Source organism: Nonomuraea glycinis, from assembly GCF_014646515.1.
GTDB lineage: Bacteria > Actinomycetota > Actinomycetes > Streptosporangiales > Streptosporangiaceae > Nonomuraea > Nonomuraea glycinis.
This window is the reverse complement of record NZ_BMNK01000002.1, coordinates 222385-243410: the sequence shown is the minus strand read 5'-3', so window position 1 is coordinate 243410 and position 21026 is coordinate 222385. Positions and strand designations below refer to the sequence as shown.

Here is a 21026-nt window from a genome sequence, read left to right as displayed (position 1 = left end):
GTACGGCCGGCGCCATCCGTGACGCCGGCCGTACTTGTCGCTGAAAGTCAGGCCAGGTCCGGTCCCGGAGTGTCGACGCCGACGTGCCCGCGGGTGGAGCCGGTGCCGAAGGTGTCCCGTAGCTGGATTTCCTGTTCGATGACGCCGGCCAGCCGCCGAACTCCTTCGCGGATGCGGTCGGGCTCGGGGTAGCAGAACGACAGCCGCATGTGCCGCGCCCCGCTGCCGTCGGAGTAGAACCCGGTGCCGGGGACGAATGCGACGCGTTCCGCGACGGCCCTCGGCAGGATGGCCTTGGAGTCGAGGCCTTCGGGCAGTTGCGCCCACACGAAGAACCCGCCGCCGGGTCGCGTCCAGGTGACTTCGGGCGGCATCAGCGCTTCGAGGGCGCCGAGCAGGGCGTCGCGGCGCTCACGGTAGAGCTCCTTGAACGTCTTGATCTGCTCCTGCCATGGCTGGGAGGCCAGATACTCGCCGACGGCGAGCTGGGTGAAGGTGGAGTGCGACAGCACGGCCGATTCCATGGCGAGGACGAGCTTGTCGCGGATGGCGTGCGGGGCCAGCGCCCAGCCGACCCGGAAGCCGGGGGCCAGCGTCTTGGAGAACGATCCGAGGTAGACGACGCCGTCGGCGTTGTCGGCGCGCAGGGCGCGCATGGGCTCGGCGTCGAAGCCGAGCAGTCCGTACGGGTTGTCCTCGACGATGAGGATCCCGGCGCGCTGGCAGATGTCGAGGACCTGCTGCCGCCGGGCCATGTTGAGGGTGACGCCGCTGGGATTCTGGAAGGTGGGGATCGTGTACAGGAACTTGATGGGAGCGCCTGCGGTCTCCAGGGCGTAGATGGTCTGCGCCAGGGATTCGGGCACAATGCCCTGATCATCCATGGCAATATGCACCACTTTGGCCTGGTATGCGGCGAATGTGCCGAGGGCGCCCACGTACGAGGGGCCTTCCGCCAGAACCACGTCACCCGGGTCGATGAAGATCCGGGTGATCAGGTCCAGCGCCTGCTGGGAGCCCACGGTGACGACCACGTCGTCAGCCCCGGCATGGATGCCCTCCAGGCGCATGACGTCGCAGATCTGCTCGCGCAGGTGCGGGTCGCCCTGGCCGGAGCCGTACTGCAACGCGACAGGACCGCGCCTGGTCACCAGGTCGGAGACCAGCTGGCCGACCAGGTCCAGGGGGAGGGCGTTGACGTACGGCATGCCGCCCGCGAGCGAGACCACCTCGGGCCTCGACGCGACGGCGAAAAGAGCTCGAATCTCGGAAGCGACCATCCCGGTAGCTCGTGCGGCGTACCGATCGACGTAGGCGTCGATGCGCGACCCTTGGGTCGCGGGCGTTTGACCGTGATCCTGCTCTGCTGTCACGGCCCACCTCCTAGGTGAATATCGATCCGAGATACCAGATTACGCTAGTCGGACATGTCGCCCGTGACGGGCCTCGACCGTCGTGGTATCCGCTGGCGGCGCCATCACTGGGCTACGATGCCAGGTGGGGACGCGTTTTTCGCGGGTTTTTCCGGGTCAACGATTGGGGCCGTAGTTGTCGCGCCGGTTGGTCAACATAACCCTGGACAACGTAGGAGATCTTCCGCGCCGCTGCAGGCAGTGCGTTTTCTGGGAGCTGGATCCTGTCAGCGGAGAGCGATCGGTGGAGGCAGGGGATCCGAGCCTGGAGAAGGAGGCGTGGATCTCCGGCACACTGCTCGAATGGGGGAGCTGCGGCAAGATCCTCTATGTCGACGGCGTGCCCGCCGGGTTCGTGCTCTACAGCCCGCCTCTGTACAGCCCGCGCTCGGTCGCCTTTCCCACCTCGCCGGTCAGCGCCGACGCCGTGCTGCTGATGACGGCGCACATCATCCCGGAGTTCACCGGCGGCGGACTGGGCCGGATGCTCATTCAGGGCATGGCCAAGGACCTCACGCGCCGCGGGGTGAAAGCCATCGAAGCGTTCGGCGACCTCAAATGGGAAGAGCCCAGCTGCGTGGTTCCTGCGGATTATCTGCTTTCTGTGGGCTTTAAGACTGTACGTCCACATTTGCGCTTTCCGCGGCTCCGCTTGGAGCTCAAGACCGCCGTCTCCTGGCGCGAGGACGTGGAGGTGGCCCTGGAGCGTCTCCTGGGGTCGATGAGCCCAGAGCGTGCCCTGCGACCGGTATAGCCGTTTTCGCCCCGTACAAACCAGTACAGAGCCGCGAAAGCCCCCTGCGTAGGCGCAGGGGGCTTTGCGTTGGGCGCGGGGCGTCTAGATGATGCCCTCAAGCTCGCGCAGCAGCATGGCCTTCGGCTTGGCGCCGATGATCTGCTTGACGAGCTCTCCACCCTTGTAGACGTTCAGCGTCGGGATCTGGAGCACACCGGCGTCGCGCGGAACGTTCGGGTTCTCGTCGATGTTGAGCTTGACGATCTCCAGCTTGTCGCCGTGCTCGTTGGCGATCTCCTGCAGGATGGGAGCGACCTGACGGCACGGGCCGCACCACTCCGCCCAGAAGTCCACCAGCACGGGCTTGTCGCTCTTGAGGACGTCGGCCTCGAACGTGGCGTCGGTTACTGCCTTCACGGTTGGGCTCCTTACTTGTTGTTGCTGGCCAGCCAGCGCTCTGAGTCGAGTGACGCCGCGCAACCGGTGCCGGCCGCGGTGATCGCCTGACGGTAGGTGTGGTCGACGACGTCGCCGGCGGCGAACACACCCTCGATGTTGGTCGCCGTGGTGGGGGCGGCCACCTTGACGTATCCCTCGTCGTCGAGATCGATCTGGCCCTTGACCAGCTCGGTGCGGGGATCGTGGCCGATGGCCAGGAACAGCGCGTCGGTGGCGAGCTCGCACTCCTCGCCGCTCTTGACGTTGCGCACCTTGACGGCCTCGACGCGGCTGTCGCCCAGCACGTCGACGACCTCGCTGTCCCACATGAACCGGATCTTGTCGTTGTTGACCGCCCGATCTTGCATGATCTTGCTGGCGCGCAGCTCGTCACGGCGGTGCACGACGGTCACCATGCGGCCGAACCGGGTCAGGAACGTGGCCTCCTCCATCGCGGTGTCGCCACCGCCCACGACCACGATGTCCTTGTTGCGGAAGAAGAATCCGTCACAGGTGGCACACCAGGACACGCCGCGGCCGGACAGCCGCTTCTCGCTGGGCAGGCCGAGCTCGCGGTAGCCGGAACCCATCGCCAGGATGACCGACTTGGCGTAGTAAATCTTGTCGTGGGTCTTGATGACCTTGGGGTTGGCGTTGAGGTCGACCTCGACGACGTCGTCCGCGATCAGCTCGGCGCCGAACCGCTCGGCCTGCTTGCGGAGATTGTCCATCAGGTCCGGGCCCATGATCCCGTCGGGGAACCCCGGGAAGTTCTCCACGTCGGTGGTGTTCATGAGGGCGCCGCCCGCGGTCACGGATCCCTCGAAGACCAGCGGCTCCAGCTCGGCGCGTGCGGAGTAAACGGCCGCGGTGTAACCAGCGGGACCCGACCCAATAATGATCACGTTACGAACGTCGCTCAACGCTCCCACGCCTCCTCATCTGCTGTTGCCAGTGGCGTCAACAGATCCTAGGCCGCCGTGATTCCCCACCCGGTCCGCAACACGAAAGAGCCCGCCGAAGCGGGCTCTGACATGTGCTTTCGGCTACCAGCGACCGAGGCTGGGCTTACGCAGGTTCTTGCAGTTGAACGGGTCGACGACGTCGATCCTGAGCCTCTTGGTGGCCTTGCTCTTCCAGGACGCCATGATGATGGCCTCCTGGCCGTTGTACTGGCCCTGGTCGACGGCGAAGACGTTGAGCTTGGTGCGACTGGAGACCTTGGTCACACAGGCACCCACCTTGTCGCCCTCGGAGGGATCGCCGGCCACGATGGGAGCGACGCCGAGGAAGGTCCCCAGCGGCTTGTCCAGCTCCTGGTCGCTGTAGTTGTAACCGCTGTCGGTCAGTGCGTAGGGGCGCGTCCTCTCCTGCTGCTTGGACGGCACCTCACTCGCGGCGACCGGGGGGCCGACCGTGCTGCCACCGCCTCCGCCGCCCGCTGCCAGCAGGCCGGTGGAGAGCACCGCCGTGCCGACCACGGCGGCAGCCGCGGCGGCCGCCACGGCAGGCACCGCCCACCGCGCTCGCCGTGCGCTCCGCCGCTGGGCGGGAACGATGGTGCCGTCGGTCGCTACCACCCCAAGGCGGACCGGCTCGGGCGCCTCGACCGGTGGCCGCTGCCGCTCCCATGGGGAGTCACGCATGAGCTCGTCCCAGTCCGGCGCGTCCGCGAGACCCACTCCTCCCCGCCGAGACTCCGCCTCGGCGGCCAGCGCCTGGTCGATGCGCAGTGCGACACCCATCGGCATGGCCGGTGTGGGGGTCGCGGCGAGCACCTCTCGAACCGCCGCAAGGTCTGCCAGACGCTCCCCGCAGGGGTCGCAGATCGCGAGATGCTCGCGCACCTGGCGGGCCGTGCTGACGTCTAGGAGACCCTCGGCCAACCCGGCCAGGATGTCCAGATCGTAGTGCGTATCACCCGTCACGAAGTTCTGTCTCCCTTCGCGGATGAGACGCGACCCGAGTCCGATCGGTTCCGCAGATGCGAAAGAATTGGGGCAAGTTTGGCACGTCCCCGCGCGCACCTGCTCTTCACGGTGCCACTGGGCACACTAAGCACCTGAGCTGCGTCTTCGACGGAATACCCCATCATGTCGACGAGCACGAGAGCGGCTCGTTGGTCGGTAGGAAGCAGTTTCAACGCGGCCGAGACCTCCATCGAGGTCTCGCGTTCGATGGTCTGGTCCGGCAGCGGCGTGTCCCGCTCGGCGGCTTCGATGAGCTCGTCGTCGGCCACGGGACGCACGGACTTGCGGCGCATCCTGTCGAGGCACGCGTTGACGACGATGCGGTGCAGCCAGGTGGTGACGGCGGCCTCGCCGCGGAAGGTGCCGGCCTTGCGGTAGGCGGAGACGAAGGCGTCCTGCACGGCGTCGGCCGCCTCGTCGGGGTCGCCCAGAGTGCGCAGCGCCACCGCCCACATCCGGTCCCGGTGTCTCTTGACGATCTCACTGAAGGCGTGTGGATCCCCGTCGATGTGCGCGGTCAGCAGCTCGGCGTCGCTGACCGCCGGCCGTTCCGCTGAGGGTGTGTCGGGTGGGGAGTTCACAAGAGGGATTCCTGGTTACGCCGATCCTGGAGAGTGCACCACTACTTCATAGATGGTGCCATGAAACTTGCCCGCGTCTGCCGGGAGACGCGTAAACCAGATCAAAACGTACTGGCCACTTGCCGTCTGATCAGGCTTGAAAGTGATCTTTCCTGACGCGCTCTTCGCCTTGGCGACGGTCTTCAGTGACGAAAGATCGGCCTTGTCGCCGACCTTGAGCTCGACGCTGGCGCCGGGCGCCTCGGCCAGAGTAGCGACCACGTCGCTGATCTGCATGGACTTGCCCATATCGAGGAGCAGGCCCACTCCGTCCTTGAGATTGCCCAGGTCGGCGCTGTTGTAGTTGTCGGTCTTCCAGAACGTGCTGGGCTTGCCGTCGATGGTGAGTGCCGCGAGCTCGGCCTTCTCCTCCTTGTCGCCAAGGGGGTCGAAGCCGCTCGCCTCGTCCGGTTTGACCGCCTGGGCCTGCTGCGGCGCCGCGCTGCTGGCGTCCGGCGTGGGCTCGGCCTCGCGGGTGCCCGGGTTGCCGAGGCTGCGGCCGATCGTCCAGGCGCCGACACCGACGGCCACGATCACCAGCAGCACCACGACGGTCATCAGCACCCGGTTGAGCACGCCGCCACCGCCACCGCCGTTGCCGCCGGGCGGCATGGGCCGGTGCACCACGTGGGGGCGCTGCTGGACGGTCGTGGGCCGCTGGGGGGTGTCGAGCCCCTCGGAGTGCGAGGCCGACGTGACCGAGGGCGCCGGGTGGTAGGGCATCGGGATCGGCATCGGCCTGGCCACGCCCGCCAGCGACTCGGCGACCTCGGCGGGGCTGGTCAGCGCGCCATGCCCCTTGCGCGTCTCCGGCAGGCAGGCCCGGATCGTGACGGTGTCGAGGTAACTCGGCACGCCCGCGGTCACCTGGCGCGGCGTGCAGAAGTGCCCGTCGATCATGGGGGCGGCGGGCAGCCCGCCCTCCTCCTCGTCGCCGGGCCAGTGGCCGGTCAGTCCGGCGTAGAGCAGGCGGCCGAGCCCTTCGGCGTCGTCCAGCGCGGGCTGGTCGGTGGTCAGGCCGGACAGGGCGGCGTCGACCGCCACACCCAGCACCTTGACCGTGTTGCCGGTCGTCCACACCAGGTGCTCGGGGCGCAGGCACAGGTGGTGCAGACCGGCCTCCTGGGCGTGGGCCAGCGCCTCGGCCGCCTCGGCGACCAGCCCGGCGGCCCGCTCCGGCTCCAGCGGGCCGGCGGCGAGCAGGTCGACGAGCGTGTCACCGGTCACCCACTCGCTGACCACGTAAGAGCGCCCGTCGTCCTGTGCGGCGTCGAACACCTGGGTCAGGCGTGGGTCGGTGAGTCTGCTCGCGGCCCGGGCGGCCGTGACGACCTCCTGGACGCGGGGAAAGTCGGGGGAGAAGGTCAGTACGCCGACAGGGCGGGCCAGGATCTCGTCGATGGCCTTCCAGTGGGTGGCGCCGTCGGACTCGCTGACCCGGTCCTCCAGACGGAAACGATCGGCTAGGCGAGTGCCGGGTTCGACCGCCGATGTGCTCACTTGCTCGCTCCGCTCGGCAGATCAGTCGTGCGCATGACTCGACCGACCCGCGTGGTGATGTCCCACGAAGGCCTACTATGCCGGGAGGATCCGCCCACGCCCCTCCTGCTTCCATTCGCGCGTGTCGGTCACCATGCTAGTGCCCATCTCTGATGCGGCCCGTGCTCTTTACCGGCGTACCCGCCCGGCGACCATCCCAACGACCGAGTTGACCTCCGGGATCCGCGCCTTGTGGCCGACCCACAGGTAGAGCAGCATGCCCAATCCGCCGCCCGCGGCCAAGATGATCAGCGAGTTGAGGAACTGGAGTCCGCCGAAAGCCTCCTGAACCGCCCAGACCGCCACCAGCGCCACCACCGCGGTGGGCAGGGCCGCCAGATACATCCTGGTCAGCGCCACCCCGATCTGCCAGCCTCCCAGGCCGTTGACCCGGCGGCTGGCCAGCATCCAGGCCCCCGCCGCCCCCAGCGTGTAGGCGACGGCGTAGGCGAAGGCCAGCCCCATCACCGCGTACCGGGCGGGCAGCAGGTTGAAGAACAGCACCATCAGCAGCGCGTTGAGCGCGGTGGCGGCACCCCCCACGAACACCGGCGTACGGGTGTCGCCGAAGCTGTAGAAGACCCGCAGCAACAACTGGAAGAACGCGAACGGCAGCAGCGCCAGCCCGTAGACCTGCAGCACATTGCCGATGTAGACGGCGTCGGCGACGGAGGTGGCGCCATGGGCGTAGATCGGCACGGTGATCGCCGGGCCGAGCACCATGAGCAGCAGCGACACCGGCACCATCACCGCGCTGATGAGCAGCACGCTCGACCTGAACTCACTCCGTACGTCATCGAACCGCCCGTCGGTCACCGCCCGGCTCATCCTGGGCAGCATGGCCGTGATCACCGAGACGCCGATGACGCCGTACGGAAGCTGGAAAAGCTGGAACGCCAGGGTGTACGGCGTGATGCCGTGACCAGGCACCTCGTTGCCCGCCGAGCTGGACAGGTTGGTGGTGAGCATGAACCCGAGCTGGGTGACGACCGCGTAGCCGATCGTCCAGACGCCGGCCTTGGCCATCTCGCCCAGCCGGGCGTTGCGCAGGTCGAACCGGGCGATGAACCGGAACCCGACCCGCCGCAGCGCCAGCACCAGCACGGTCGCCTGGACGATGATGCCGGCCGTGGTGCCCAGGCCGAGCAGGGCGAGCTCGCCGTTGGTGACGGTGTTGACGTCGTCGCCGTTGTTGACCATCAGGTGGTAGGCCACCAGGACGCCGATGACCACCAGGTTGTTGGCCACCGGTGCCCACATCGGGGCGCCGAACCGGTCCCGGGTGTTGAGGATCGCGCCGGCCACCGCGCCGACCCCGAAGAAGGCGAGCTGCGGCAGGATGAACTGGGCCAACCGCACCGCCACCTCGAACTGCCGGCTGCCCCGGTCCCAGTCGGTGTAGAGGTCGATCAGCGTCGGGGCGGCGAGTACGGCCACTCCGGCGACGACGATCAGCACGGCCGTGGCCAGCGTGAGCAGCCGCTGCTCGTAGGCCTGCCCGCCGTCGGGGTCGTGCTGCTGGGCACGGACCACCATCGGCACCACGACGCTGCTCAGCACGCCGAGCAGCAGCAGGTCCAGGATGCTGTAGGGGATGGCGTAGGCGGCGTTGTAGGCGTCGCCCATGGCCGCGGTGCCGATGGCGGTGGCCAGCACCATGGTGCGCACGAACCCGGTGATCCGGGACACCATCGTGCCCGCCGCCATGATGGCGCTGGCCCGCAGCATGCGGCTCATACGGTCTCACTTTCCCGTGCCCTGGCAGCTCGCGCCGTCCGCCGCTGCGATCTGCGTCTGAGCACCCGCGTGACCACCGCCGCGAGCATGACCGTCAGTGCCGCCCCCACGATGACCAGCGCGATCCCGGTGTAGCCGGTGGTGCGCACGATCAGTTTGACGGGTGCGCCGTAGGGCGTGCGATCGGTGGTCAGCAACTGGACGGTCACCGTGGCGTCGCCGCTGGCAGGGCTGGCGGTCATGGGCACCTGCACCGTGCCGCTCTGGCCGGAGCCGATCGGCAGCGGTTCGGGCTGCTGGTAGGCGACCTGCAGCAGCTCGGGGTTGTTGGACTTGACCTCGATGTACAGGGAGATCGGGCCGTCCAGCGAGTTCTTCACGCTGATCGGCACGTCGCCGTCGCGGCCGGCGAGGGTGCGCGGGCGGTCGGGGCCGGCACCCGTGATCGAGACCTTGTTGATCCTGGCCGTGACCGCGTCGTCCACCAGCTTGGCGATGGCACGCCCGGCCCGCTGGCCGCCGCGCCAGGCGGAGGAGCTGAGCCGGAGCACCGCGGCGTCGAACTCCGGCTGGGGCCGGCCCGTGACCAGCCCGGTCAGCCGCGCCTTGGCGGCGGTCTCCTTGACGCGGGCGAGGTATTTGGCGCCGAGCTCCTGCTTGCGGTCCTGGGCGGTGTAGGTGAGTCCCGCCCGCGGCACCTGGGTCGCGCCCGGCTTGATCGAGTCGAGCGGGGTCAGTCTCAGCCACGGCAGCTTGCCGGCCGTCTTGAGCAGCGTCGTCACCAGCGTGGGGCTGGGGTTCCAGCGTCGGGAGGGGGCGATGACGAGTGATCTGGGCCGGATCTGGCCGGGCTCGGCGGAGATCATGGCGGTCTCCGCGATGAACCGCTGCCTGCTGAGCAGCGTCGAGCCGGCGGTGCCCGAGGGCTCCTCCAGCGTGCGACTCAGCTCGGCGTCGGCGGTCAGCGCGGTGATCGGCCCCATGACGGTGTCGATCGTGGTGGCGGCGTCGGGGGTGGTCGTGGCGGGGGTCTGCGGCGGCAGGTTGGCGGCGTCGAGCAGCACCTTGTCGACCTTGGCGACGTTCGGCTTGCCGACGGCGAGCAGGTCCAGCGCGTCGGCGTCGAGCCGCCCGCCCGCCGGCCAGTAGGTGGAGGTCCCCACGTCGGGCTTGACGAGCTGCCTGGCCTTCTGCGCGCCCAGCTCCAGCGCCAGTCCCGTCTGGTCGTCCAGGCCCTGGTGGGCGAGCGCGGTGACGTCAGGGTCGGCGTACGGCGTGGCCATCACGGGGTTGTCGGCCAGTGAGGTGCGCACCGACGTCAGCCACTGGGACGCGGCGTTGTCGGCGGGACGTTTCTGCTTGGCGCCCTTCGTGCTGAGGGTGTGCTCCTTGGCCATCGCGTCCGCGTCGTCGAAGACCGCGGGGTCGATGACCCAGGTGACGCTCGGCGGTGCGGCCTCGGCGATGCGCGCCAGGGTGGCCAGGCGGCCCTTGCCGGTCATGGCGGCGCTGAGCTTGGTGTCGACGAACGTGCCCTCGTCGGCGCGGTGCGGCTGGTCGATGATGGGCAGCACGAAGGCGAGCCGGTTGCGGACGGGCGGCTGCGGGGTCGGGGGGGCGTAGGTGAGGAAGGTCCGCTGTGAGGCGAGCTGCACCGCGTCCCACTGCACCACCTCGACGGCCAGCGGATAGGCGCCGAAGGCGGTGAGGCCGAACTGCGCGGGCGTCATGGTGAGCTCGAACGGCTGGGAGGCGCCCGCGCCCAGCTCGGGCAGGACCATGCTGGACTGGGTCGAGACCTGCCGCGGCTGGGTGAGCGTGGTCTGGTCGGCCTGGAAGGCGCTCATGGCGGCCCGGTCCGCGAAGCGCTGGGAGTCGTAGCGGACCCTGACCCGCAGGCCGGGCAGTGCCGCGGTGCCCGCGTTGTGCACCGTGCCGGTGACCTTGATCTCGGTCCCTCGCTCGGTGGCGTAGTCGGGCGTGATGGTGGCCAGGGTCAGGTTGACCCCCTGCCTGCTGGTGATCGCGGCAGCCTCGCCGGGCGCCGTCGCCACCGTGGGGGCGAACAGCGCGGCTGAGAGTACGGCGAGCAGCGCGGCCTTACGGATCACGCGTCTGCCCGAGCTGGAGTACGACGCACGCCCGCAATGGTACGGGTTCAGTGCCGCGGCGCGACCGCCTCCAGTGGCGCCCTGTGCCCGGGAACCCGTAGATCCACTGTCTTGCCGGTCAGGAGTGCGAGCAGGTCGAAGGCGCGTAGCGCGAGGGCGGTGTGCCGATCGCCGGTCGCGGTGAACATGGGGTCGGGGTCCGGTCTCAGCCGGTTGTCGATCAGCACGGGCAGCTCCCGGGGCAGCAGCAGCGGGCTGACCAGCCCGGCGGCGTAGTCGGTGGCCGTGTTCACCACGTGCGCGGGGGCGTGCCGTGCCTGGCGGACCCCGAACAGGCCGCCGACGACCCCGGGCTGCGGAGGTCTGTCGAGGGTCGAGACCACCGCCACGACGAGCTCGCGTCCCACCCGCGGGGCCACTTCGAACACCGTGACCGTCACGCACCGGGCGGGCGCGGTGGGGATCGTCTCCGGTAATTCGTCCGCACCGGTCATGGGGCGCGGAAGGCGTACGATCTCATGGTGGATCTGGTGTGCGAGGAGCCAGCGGTGGATCGCGAGGGCATCCTTCATCAGACCTCCTTGCCTCATACGATGGCGTCGTCGGTCCCCTGACCGAAGGTAACCCGGACCCGGTGTGGCTCGGGGGATATGTTCCGGAATCGAAGGACCTACCCAGCTTGTCCGACTCAAATCTGACCGAAATCCAGCAGCGCGCCATGGGCGATCTGTTCCGCAAGGTCGCTCCGGTGGCCGACGAGCTCGGCCGGCTGTTCGCCGCCCAGGGCCATGAGCTCGCGCTCGTCGGCGGCCCGGTGCGCGACCTCCTGCTCGGCCGGGTCGGCAACGACCTCGACCTGACCACCGATGCCCGCCCCGAGCGGGTGCTGGAGATCGTGCGCGACTGGGCCGACTCCGTCTGGACCATCGGCATCGACTTCGGCACCGTGGGCCTGCGCAAGGGCGGCTGGCTGATCGAGATCACCACCTACCGCAGCGAGGCGTACGACCCGAAGTCCCGCAAACCCGAGGTGATGTACGGCGAGACGCTGGAGGCCGACCTGGAGCGGCGCGACTTCGCGGTCAACGCGATGGCGGTACGCCTGCCGTCGCACGAGTTCGTCGACCCCTACGGCGGGCTGGCCGACGCGGCGGCCAAGCTGCTGCGCACCCCCGGCACCCCCGAGCGGTCCTTCGACGACGACCCGCTGCGCATGCTGCGCGCCGCCAGATTCGCCTCCCAGCTCGGGTTCCGGGTGGACGAGGCGGCCCTCGCGGCGATGACCGCGATGGCCGAGCGGATCGAGATCGTCTCGGCCGAGCGGATCCGCGACGAGCTCGACAAGCTGATCTGCGGCCGTTACCCGCGCGAGGGCCTGCGCCTCCTCGTGGAGACCGGGCTGGCCGCGCACGTCCTGCCCGAGCTGCCCAAGCTCCGCCTGGAGATCGACGAGCACCACCGGCACAAGGACGTCTACGACCACACGCTGACCGTCCTCGACCAGGCCATCGCCCAGGAGGAGGACGGCAAGCCGGACCGGATCCTGCGCTGGGCCGCGCTCATGCACGACATCGGCAAGCCCAAGACGCGCCGGCACGAGCAGGGCGGCCGGGTCTCCTTCCACCACCACGAGGTGGTGGGCGCCCAGCTGACCAAGAAGCGGATGACCGAGCTCAGGTTCCCCAAGGACGTGGTGGCCGACGTCTCCCGCCTGGTGGAGCTCCACCTGCGTTTCCACGGCTACGGCACCGGCGAGTGGACCGACAGCGCCGTGCGCCGCTATGTCCGCGACGGCAGCCACCTGCTCGACCGGCTGCACAAGCTGACCAGGGCCGACTGCACCACCCGCAACAAACGCAAGGCGGCGGCCCTGTCGCGCACCTACGACCAGCTCGAGGAGCGCATCGCCCGCCTGGCCGAGGAGGAGGAGCTGGCCAAGATCCGGCCCGAGCTCGACGGCAACGAGATCCAGCGGGTGCTGGGCATCGGCCCGGGGCCGATCGTGGGTCAGGCGTACAAGTTCCTGCTGGAGCTGCGGCTGGACAAGGGCATGATCGGCAAGGAGGCGGCCACCGAGGCGCTGCGCGAGTGGGCGCGCGCCGACGGCGGTGTGGTCACGACGTGACCGGCACCCGCTGCTGGGTGATCGCCCGGTAGGCCAGCCCGCTCGCCACATAGCCGGCCGCGATGATCGCGACGGCCAGATAGGACTTGCCGTTCGGCGGCAGGATGGCCGCCGACAGCGCCGCGGCCAGCACGTACATGCCGTTGAACAGCATGTCGTAGAGGGAGAAGGCGCGGCCGAGGTAGGCGTCCTGGACGTCACGCTGCACGGTGGTGTCGGCGCAGATCTTGACGCTCTGCCCGGCGATGCCGAGCACGAAGCCGGCGATCGGCAGCCCCCACGGCTGGAAAGGCAGGACGAGCACCGCCGAGAGCAACCCCGCCACGGTCATCGCGATGGGCACCCAGCGCACGATGGTGAAACGCTCGGTGGCGTACGGGGTGATGATCACGGCGAGGAAGTAGCCGACGCCGGAGGCGGCCACGACCAGGCCGATGCCCTCCAGCGCCGCGTCGGGATCGCCGTCGGTGAAGTAGTAGCGGTAGAGGATGATGCCGAGCGCCGTGGCCATGCCGTAGAAGAAGCGATGGGCCGCCATCGCGCCCATGGTGGCGGCGGCGACGCGGTGGTGGACGAGGTGTCGGGCGCCGTCGGCCAGGCCGGCCACCACGTTGCGCAGGGCCTCGCGCGTCTGCGGCCGGTTGGGGTCGTAGGTCGGGCCGAGCAGTGAGCGCTCCATCGTGCGGGCGATCAGCGCGCTGAGCCCGAACATCAGGCCGGAGATGGCCAGCAGCAGCGCGACGCCGAGATCTCCGCTGCCGACCAGCTCGCGCAGCAGGAAGCCGAACCCCACGCCGACGAAGGTGAGCACGGTGCCGGAGGTCGGCGTGACCGCGTTGGCCGCCATCAGCCGGTCCTGCGGCACCACGTGCGGCAGCGACGCGCCGAGCGCGGCCAGGAAGAACCTGTTGACGCCCAGCACGCCGAGCGCGGCGGCGTAGAAGAACGGGTCGGGCACGTCGGCCGCCACCACGCCCGCGGTCACGAACAGCAGCCCGCCGCGCACGATCGGCGCGACCATCAGGATCTGCCGCCGCGACCAGCGGTCGATGAACACCCCGACGAAGGGGCCGAGGATGGAGTAGGGCAGCAGCAGGACGGCCAGCCCGGTGGCGACGCCCAGGGCGGTGGTCTGGTTCTCGGGGCTGAAGAAGGCGAATCCGAGGACGCCGAACTGGAAGATCCCGTCGGAGAACTGGGAGACCAGCCGGGTGCTGAACAGCCGTCTGAAGTCCCGCCCCTGGAGAACCACGCGTAGATCGGCGACGAAAGACACGTGGTCAGCCTAGCCCCGGGGGCGTGGTGATCGGGTGCGCACAGAGGTTGGCGCAACAGGTGGGTATCGGGGTTCTGGCGGAGCTCCTGACCACGTACGCTTCATAGCGTGACGATCGTGGAACACGTGGTACTCGTTGACGGCACCGGCCACGCGCTCGGCACCGCGCCCAAGCTGTCGGTGCACGGCCGGGAGACGCCGCTCCACCTGGCGTTCTCGAGCTACGTATTCGACCGGGCGGGGCGGGTGCTGCTCACCAGGCGGGCCACCCACAAGCTCACCTGGCCGGGCGTGTGGACCAACAGTTGCTGTGGCCATCCGATGCTCGGCGAGCCGCTGGACCGCGCGGTCCTGCGCAGGCTCTCCTACGAGCTCGGCCTGCCCGCCAAGCGCGCCGACCTGGTGCTGCCGCGTTTCTCCTACCGGGCGGTCATGGGCAACGGGATCGTCGAGCACGAGCTCTGCCCCGTCTACCGCGTCACGGTCGACCTCGCCGAGGCGCCCAACCCGGACGAGGTGGACGACACGCGCTGGATGCCGTGGAGCGACTTCGCCAAGGGTGTGCTCAGCGGCCTGCTGGAGATCTCCCCTTGGTGCAGGGAGCAGGTGCCGTTGCTGACCGCGCTCGGCCCCGATCCACTCCGCTGGCCTACGGCCCCGGACGACGAGCTGCCACCCGCGGCTCGCGTACGGCTGGACTGATCCCTGCGGCGCGCTGCGGCGCCGCAGGGATCAGCGGGGCTCAGCGCTCGACCTCGCCCCGGATGAACTTCTCGACGTAGTCGCGCGCCTCGTCGTCGGAGTACTGCTCCGGCGGGGACTTCATGAAGTACGACGAAGCACTCAGGATCGGGCCCCCGATGCCGCGGTCGAGCGCGATCTTGGCGGCGCGGACGGCGTCGATGATGATGCCGGCCGAGTTGGGGGAGTCCCAGACCTCCAGCTTGTACTCCAGGTTGAGCGGGGTGTCGCCGAATGAGCGTCCTTCGAGGCGCACATAGGCCCACTTGCGGTCGTCGAGCCACGGCACGTGGTCCGACGGGCCGATGTGCACGTCGGCCCTGGCCATCTCGTGCGGGATCTGCGAGGTGACCGACTGTGTCTTGGAGATCTTCTTCGACTGGAGGCGCTTGCGCTCCAGCATGTTCATGAAGTCCATGTTGCCGCCGAAGTTGAGCTGGTAGGTGCGCAGCAGCTCCACTCCGCGGTCCTCGAACAGCTTGGCCATGACGCGGTGCGTGATGGTGGCGCCGACCTGGGACTTGATGTCGTCGCCGACGATCGGCACGCCGGCCTCGGTGAACTTCTCGGCCCACTCGGGGTCGGAGGCGATGAAGACCGGCAGGGCGTTGACAAAGGCCACCTTGGCGTCGATCGCGCACTGCGCGTAGAAGCGGTCGGCGTCCTCCGAGCCCACGGGCAGGTAGGAGACGAGCACGTCCACCTGGTTGTCGCGCAGCACCTGGACCACGTCCACCGGAGCCTCGTCGGACTCCTCGATGATGTCGCTGTAGAACTCGCCCAGGCCGTCGTAGGTGTGGCCGCGCTGGACGGTCACTCCCGTCGGCGGCACATCGGTGATCTTGATGGTGTTGTTCTCGCTGGCGACGATCGCCTCGGACAGGTCCCGGCCGACCTTCTTGGCGTCCACGTCGAAGGCGGCGACGAACTCGACGTCGCCGACGTGGTAGTCGCCGAACTTCACGTGCATCAGGCCCGGCACCCGGACGTCCGGGTCGGCGTCCTTGTAATAGTGAACGCCCTGGACCAGCGACGACGCGCAGTTGCCGACACCGACAATGGCCACGCGAACCGAACCCATCGCACTCGCTCCCTTACTCATCACTTGACGTGGTATCTCTTTCAGGCCCTTGTGAGGCCTTTCTCTCCGTTGCGATCAACTCGTTCAGCCACCGGACCTCGCGCTCGACGGATTCGAGCCCGTGACGTTGCAGCTCGAGCGTGTAGCTGTCGAGCCGCTCCCTGGTGCGGGCCAGGGCGGTGCGGACGCTGTCGAGGCGCTCTTCCAGCCGGCTACGGCGGCCTTCGAGGATGCGCAGGCGGACTTCGGCCTCGGTGTGCCGGAAGAACGCGAAGTGGACGCCGAAGCTCTCGTCCTCCCAGGCTGAGGGACCGGCCTGGGTGAGCATGTCCTGAAGGCGCTCCTTGCCCTCCGCGGTGAGCTTGTAGACGATCTTCGATCTGCCGCCCACGATCGTGGTGGGAGCGGGTTGCTCCTCCGCGATGAGCCCCTGCTCCAGCAGTGATCGCAGGCAGGGGTAGAGCGAGCCGTAGGAGAACGCACGGAACATGCCCAGCAGCGCGTTGAGCCGTTTGCGCAGCTCGTAGCCGTGTAGCGGCGTCTCGTGCAGCGACCCGAGCACGGCCAGCTCCAGCACTCTGCCCTGTCCGCTGGCCAATGGAACCGCCCCCTCTCGCGTCGATGTATCGAGCCGATACATCTTGAGGATACGTCGAGCCGCTATATGCCGCAATCAGCGACTTCCCCAAGTCGTTGGGATGAATCAGGAAAAAGCCGTAGTCTGACGCTCATGTGGTCACAGGGAAGGGTGGTGGATGGCGGCCTGGCGAGGCAGGCGGTGGTTCGATCCACGCGTTCACCTGGTGATCCCCGCGACGCACAACCCCGCCTCCTCCGGACCGCCCGCCGGTTCGGCGAGCCGGCCGAACGCCTCTGCCCGGTGTGCCAGGGGGAGAACGTCACTTACGTGACACATGTCGACGACCGTTCGCCCTACGACCATGCCGACCAGGCAGAGCTCGTCGCGAAGTCGGGCGACATGGCACAGGATTACGAAGAGTTCCGGGTGAACGTGGTCGAGGTCTGCCAAGGTTGTTCCTGGAATCGCTTGACGGTCCGGTTCCTCCTCGGTAACGGGCCGCCACCTGTTGTCAGCCTTCTGTAGGCGCGACACAGCAGTTACCGAGGACGGCGAGGAGTCACGCCCCAGAACCGCCGTGCTATTCCGACGACGATGCGAGGACGTGTGAGTTACAGCAGCAATGAGGGGGCGGCCCGCCCGGGAAGGCGCCGCCGCTCCGACTCATCCCGTTCCATGCCCCAGGCACCGCAGTCCGGCGAGTCCGGCTGGGGCGAGGCACCGCCCTCCCGTCGTCCTGAGGCCGCCTACGAGCAGACCGGCGCGATGTCCGCCCAGCCGTACAACGAGCCGGACCCGCGCGGGAACCCGCGTGGAAACCCGCGTGGAAACCCGCACCAGCCGGGCCCGGCACCGTCTCACGGGCCGTCGCACGCGCCGCAGCCGGGGCCATCGCCGCAGCCCGGGCCCCCGCCGGAGCACGAGCCCCGCAGGCGCGCCCCGGGCTCCCGCCGGCGCGGCAGCGGCGGTGAGCAGGACGCGACCCGCTCGCGGAGCAACCAGGAGACCATGGTCAGCGACGGCCCCCGGCGCGCGCGCAGGAGCGGAGGCGGCCCCGGCGGGCCCGCCGGGCCGCCCGGGCCGCCTCCTCCCGGCGATGACCGACCCAAGTGGCGGCGGTTCATCCCCAGCTGGAAGATCGTCGTGGCCAGCTTCGTCGTGCTCGCCGCCGGCATCTTCGGCATGATCGCGGTCGCCTACGCCAACACGCCCGTGCCGACGCAGAGCCAGGTCCAGGAAGGCGTCAAGGACCAAGAGAGCATCATCTACGACGTGCACGGCAAGGAGCTGGCCAGGCTCGGCACCAAGCGCGTCCTCCTCGAGCTCAAGCAGGTGCCGCGCGCGGTCCAGGACGCCGTCATCGCCGCCGAGAACGACACCTTCCGCGAGGACGCCGGCATCTCCTTCAGCGGCATGGTGCGCTCGCTCTACAGCACCGTCTCCGGCGAGCAGGTGCAGGGCGCCTCCACCATCACCCAGCAGATGGCGCGCGCCTACTACGACGGCCTCTCTCAGGAGCGCACCATCCAGCGCAAGGTCAAGGAGATCTTCGTCGCGGTCAAGCTGAACAAGCAGCTGGACAAAGAGACGATCCTGGAGCAGTACCTCAACACCATCTACTTCGGCCGGGGCGCTTACGGCATCGGCGCGGCGGCCGACGCCTTCTTCAACAAGAAGGTGGAGAAACTCACCCCGGAGCAGGGCGCCTACCTCGCGGGCCGCATCCAGAACCCCGACGCCTTCGACCAGGCCGAGAAGGCGGGCAAGCTCGGGTCGACCGAGTTCCGCTACGACTACGTGATCGGGCAGATGGCCAAGCTCGACCCGCAGGCCTACGGCGGCCTGGCCGCGAAGACGCCCACGGCGCCCAAACGGATCAAGTACAAGCCGAAGGACTACTTCCAGGGCCTCAGGGGCTACATGGTCGAGGCGGTCCTCAACGAGCTCGAATCGCGCCGCATCTCCAGGGAAGACGTCGACAAGGGCGGCTTCAAGATCTACTCGACGCTGGACCCGAAGCTCATGCGGGCCGCCAAGGCCGCCGTGCACCAGCACACGGGCAGCCTCAACCCGGAGATCAACGCCATGCTGGCGGCCGTCAACCCGACCAACGGCCGGATCCTGGCCTTCTACGGCGGCGACGACTACTCCAAGGACGCGTGGAACGACGCCTTCCTGTCGCAGAAGCAGGCGGCCTCGGCGTTCAAGCCGTACGTGCTCGCCGCGTGGCTGGACGTCGGCTACAGCCTGCGCAGCTGGGTGCCCACCAAGGGCCCGGTCAAGCTGCCCGGCACCACGCCCATCGACAACGACCACTCCATGAAGGCCTCGGCCGTGGACGTCGTCGCCGCCACGGCCAACTCCATCAACACCGCCTACGCGAAGATGGGGGAGAAGGTCGGGCTGGACAAGGTGATCGACATCGCCTCCAAGGCCGGGCTCAGCGAGGCCAGGCTCAAGGACGCCGAGTCCCGCCACCATTTCCTGATCACCATCGGCAGTAGCCAGGTGACGGCCGTGGAGCAGGCGGGCGGCTACTCGATCTTCGCCAACGGCGGCAAGCACTTCGACAACCACGTCATCATCCAGGTCAAGGACCGGTCCGGCAAGGTGATGCTCACCGAGGACAAGACGGCCACCCAGGTCATCTCGCCCGAGGCCGCCGCCGACGCCGCCACCGCGCTCCAGGCGGTGGTCAAGTCCGGCACCGGCCGCAGCGCCGCCCTCTACGACCGGCCGACGGGCGGCAAGACCGGCACCAACAACGAGAACAAGGAAGCCTGGTACGTCGGGTTCACCCCGCAGATCTCCACCGCGGTCGGCATGTTCCGCCAGGAGTGCCGGACCAAGGGCGGCAAGGTCGTCAAGCCGGTGAACGACACCTGCCCGTGGGCCAGGGGCAAGAGCAAGAAGTACACCCCGCAGAACCCGTACAGCTCGGCGTTCGAGGTCACGCTGGGCGAAGGATTCCAGGGCGCCACCTACCCGGCGGCCATCTGGAGGACCTTCATGACCGAGGCCACCAAGGGCCAGAAGGTCATTCCGCTGCCGACCCGCGCCGACACCGGCATCTCCGAGGACCTGGTCCCCAAGCCTGAGCCCACCTCGACGCCGACCCCGACGGCCGACCCGGAGAACCCCGACCAGGGCCCCGACGAGTCGTGTGGCTTCGTCGACCCGTGTGACGAGGACAGCAACGTCTCCGTCGACCCGAACGAGAACGACTTCTCCGACGACTCCGACGAGGACAACGGCTTCCTGGGCGACCGGGACGGCGCCGGTCAGGCGACCTTGCCCGAATCGTCGAGGCCAGGCAGGCGCGAGCAGCAGTGACCATGACGACGCGGGCGCGCCTGCCCTTCATCGCGCGCGCCGTGCCGTACCTCCCCCTGGGGCTGTTCGCGGCCCTGGGGGCGACGCTCGCCTACTTGGTACGGTTGCCCTGCCGTGGCGGCGGTTGGAACGACCAGGTCTCCACCTACACCAACTTCTGCTACTCCGACATCTACCCACTCTTCTTCGACAGGCGGCTCGCCACCCAGAGCCCGTACTTCGCCGACGTCCCGTTCGACAAGCACGTCGAGTATCCGGTGGTGCTCGGCGAGGTCATGCAGGCGGTCAGCTGGCTGGTCCGCCTGCTGGAGCCGGAGGTGCCGGCGCAGGGAGCCCTGTTCTACGACCTCACGGTCATCCTGATGGGCGTCAGTCTCGTGGCCGGCGTGCTGCTGATGGCCGCGGTGGCCGGCCCGACCCGGCGCTGGGACGCCGCGTGGTACGCCCTCGCGCCCGCCGTGATCCTGGCCGCCTACATCAACTGGGACCTGGTCGCGGGCGCGCTGAGCATGGGCATGCTGCTGGCCTGGGCCAGGAAGCGCCAGGTGCTGGCCGGAGTGCTGCTCGGCCTGGCGATCGCCACCAAGTTCTATCCGCTGATGTTCGTCGGCGCGCTGTTCCTGCTCACGCTGCGCACCGCGCGCTGGCGGCCGTTCCTCGTCACGACGGGCTCGGCCGTGGCGGCGTGGCTCGTGGTCAACGTGCCGTTCATGATCCTCGCTTGGGACGGCTGGCGGCGTTTCTACGTCTTCTCCCAGGAGCGCGGCGTGGACTGGGGCTCGCCCTGGCTGTTCTTCCAGACCAAGGGCTGGCCGGTGCTCGGCACCACCGACGTCAGCCTGCTGGGCATCGTCTCGCTGGGGCTGCTCTGCCTCGGCATCGCGGTCCTCACCCTGTCGGCGCCCCGCCGGCCGCGCCTGGCGCAGATCTGCTTCCTCGCGCTGGCCGCCTTCATGATGACGAACAAGGTGTGGTCGCCGCAGTTCGTGCTCTGGCTGGTGCCCTTCGCCGTGCTGGCCAGGCCCAACTGGAAGCCGCTGGCGCTGTGGCAGGTGGCCGAGGTGTGGTACTTCTTCGCCATCTGGCTCTACCTGCTGTCCCAGCCGCCGGTCAGCCGGGAGGACCTCGGCATCGGCGACGACACCTACTTCACCGCCGTCTGGGGGCGCATCATCACGATCGCCATCATGATGGCCTTCGTGGTGCGCGACATCCTGCGGCCGGACAAGGACGTGGTGCGGCAGGCCGGCGTGGACGACCAGGTCGGGGGTGTCTTCGACGAGGCGCCCGACCGGTTCACGCTGAGAGCCGCCACCTAGGCGCCGTC

18 protein-coding genes are annotated in these 21026 nt (G+C 68.8%); 6 read left to right on the top strand and 12 right to left on the bottom strand.

Features of this window, described 5'->3' with window-relative positions; genetic code table 11:
* Positions 1 to 47 precede the first annotated feature (47 nt).
* Complete coding sequence (locus IEY87_RS06355; protein ID WP_225277196.1) at positions 48 to 1280, bottom strand: aminotransferase-like domain-containing protein; 1233 nt, start codon at positions 1278 to 1280, stop codon at positions 48 to 50.
* Between the two features lie 376 nt (positions 1281 to 1656).
* Between IEY87_RS06355 and IEY87_RS06350 the strand changes: the two genes are divergently transcribed.
* The gene (locus IEY87_RS06350; protein WP_225277144.1) at positions 1657 to 2166 is read left to right on the top strand and encodes a GNAT family N-acetyltransferase; all 510 of its coding nucleotides are present in this window, start codon (positions 1657 to 1659) and stop codon (positions 2164 to 2166) included.
* Positions 2167 to 2250: 84 nt separating this feature from the next.
* On the opposite strand, the gene trxA is transcribed toward IEY87_RS06350, so the two are convergent.
* From trxA to IEY87_RS06310, 8 genes are all read right to left on the bottom strand, one after another.
* The gene (gene trxA, locus IEY87_RS06345; protein WP_189137545.1) at positions 2251 to 2565 is read right to left on the bottom strand and encodes a thioredoxin; all 315 of its coding nucleotides are present in this window, start codon (positions 2563 to 2565) and stop codon (positions 2251 to 2253) included.
* Positions 2566 to 2576: 11 nt separating this feature from the next.
* Positions 2577 to 3509, bottom strand: a complete 933-nt coding sequence (gene trxB / locus IEY87_RS06340) for a thioredoxin-disulfide reductase (protein WP_189137544.1) — start codon at positions 3507 to 3509, stop codon at positions 2577 to 2579.
* A gap of 123 nt (positions 3510 to 3632) precedes the next feature.
* Entirely contained in the window at positions 3633 to 4514 is an 882-nt protein-coding gene (locus IEY87_RS06335) for a zf-HC2 domain-containing protein (RefSeq protein ID WP_189137543.1), read from the bottom strand.
* Positions 4511 to 5137, bottom strand: a complete 627-nt coding sequence (gene sigM / locus IEY87_RS06330) for an RNA polymerase sigma factor SigM (protein ID WP_189137542.1) — start codon at positions 5135 to 5137, stop codon at positions 4511 to 4513. The genes IEY87_RS06335 and sigM overlap by 4 nt, the downstream gene beginning before the upstream one ends.
* Positions 5138 to 5152: 15 nt before the next feature.
* Complete coding sequence (locus IEY87_RS06325; RefSeq protein WP_189137541.1) at positions 5153 to 6676, bottom strand: protein kinase family protein; 1524 nt, start codon at positions 6674 to 6676, stop codon at positions 5153 to 5155.
* A 168-nt stretch (positions 6677 to 6844) separates the two neighbouring features.
* Positions 6845 to 8452 carry a murein biosynthesis integral membrane protein MurJ gene (gene murJ / locus IEY87_RS06320; protein ID WP_225277145.1) on the bottom strand — a complete coding sequence of 536 codons (1608 nt, stop codon included), beginning with the start codon at positions 8450 to 8452 and terminating at the stop codon, positions 6845 to 6847.
* Positions 8449 to 10563 (bottom strand): DUF6049 family protein, encoded by a 2115-nt coding sequence (locus tag IEY87_RS06315; protein ID WP_189137540.1) that lies wholly within the window; start codon positions 10561 to 10563, stop codon positions 8449 to 8451. Before IEY87_RS06315 ends, murJ begins: the two co-directional genes overlap by 4 nt.
* A gap of 47 nt (positions 10564 to 10610) precedes the next feature.
* Entirely contained in the window at positions 10611 to 11135 is a 525-nt protein-coding gene (locus IEY87_RS06310) for an aminoacyl-tRNA deacylase (RefSeq protein ID WP_189137539.1), read from the bottom strand.
* A 146-nt stretch (positions 11136 to 11281) separates the two neighbouring features.
* On the opposite strand from IEY87_RS06310, the gene IEY87_RS06305 reads away from it, so the two are divergent.
* The gene (locus IEY87_RS06305; protein WP_189138142.1) at positions 11282 to 12688 is read left to right on the top strand and encodes a CCA tRNA nucleotidyltransferase; all 1407 of its coding nucleotides are present in this window, start codon (positions 11282 to 11284) and stop codon (positions 12686 to 12688) included.
* On the opposite strand, the gene IEY87_RS06300 is transcribed toward IEY87_RS06305, so the two are convergent.
* Positions 12678 to 13964: an MFS transporter gene (locus IEY87_RS06300; RefSeq protein WP_189137538.1), complete on the bottom strand. Its 1287-nt coding sequence runs from the start codon at positions 13962 to 13964 to the stop codon at positions 12678 to 12680. The genes IEY87_RS06305 and IEY87_RS06300 overlap by 11 nt on opposite strands.
* Before the next feature lie 108 nt (positions 13965 to 14072).
* Between IEY87_RS06300 and idi the strand changes: the two genes are divergently transcribed.
* Positions 14073 to 14666: an isopentenyl-diphosphate Delta-isomerase gene (gene idi / locus IEY87_RS06295; RefSeq protein WP_225277146.1), complete on the top strand. Its 594-nt coding sequence runs from the start codon at positions 14073 to 14075 to the stop codon at positions 14664 to 14666.
* 40 nt (positions 14667 to 14706) lie between these two features.
* Here the strand turns inward: idi and IEY87_RS06290 are convergent, their stop codons facing one another.
* Both IEY87_RS06290 and IEY87_RS06285 read right to left on the bottom strand, forming a co-directional pair.
* Complete coding sequence (locus tag IEY87_RS06290) at positions 14707 to 15786, bottom strand: inositol-3-phosphate synthase (RefSeq protein WP_189137537.1); 1080 nt, start codon at positions 15784 to 15786, stop codon at positions 14707 to 14709.
* A 13-nt stretch (positions 15787 to 15799) separates the two neighbouring features.
* Complete coding sequence (locus IEY87_RS06285) at positions 15800 to 16384, bottom strand: PadR family transcriptional regulator (protein ID WP_189137536.1); 585 nt, start codon at positions 16382 to 16384, stop codon at positions 15800 to 15802.
* A gap of 132 nt (positions 16385 to 16516) precedes the next feature.
* Between IEY87_RS06285 and IEY87_RS06280 the strand changes: the two genes are divergently transcribed.
* The 3 genes from IEY87_RS06280 (at position 16517) to IEY87_RS06270 (ending at position 21018) form a co-directional block, all read left to right on the top strand.
* On the top strand, positions 16517 to 16891 hold the full coding sequence (locus IEY87_RS06280; RefSeq protein ID WP_189137535.1) for a DUF5318 family protein: 375 nt from the start codon (positions 16517 to 16519) through the stop codon (positions 16889 to 16891).
* Between the two features lie 150 nt (positions 16892 to 17041).
* The gene (locus tag IEY87_RS06275) at positions 17042 to 19699 is read left to right on the top strand and encodes a transglycosylase domain-containing protein (RefSeq protein ID WP_189137534.1); all 2658 of its coding nucleotides are present in this window, start codon (positions 17042 to 17044) and stop codon (positions 19697 to 19699) included.
* Between the two features lie 2 nt (positions 19700 to 19701).
* Positions 19702 to 21018: a glycosyltransferase family 87 protein gene (locus tag IEY87_RS06270; protein ID WP_189137533.1), complete on the top strand. Its 1317-nt coding sequence runs from the start codon at positions 19702 to 19704 to the stop codon at positions 21016 to 21018.
* Positions 21019 to 21026 lie beyond the last annotated feature (8 nt).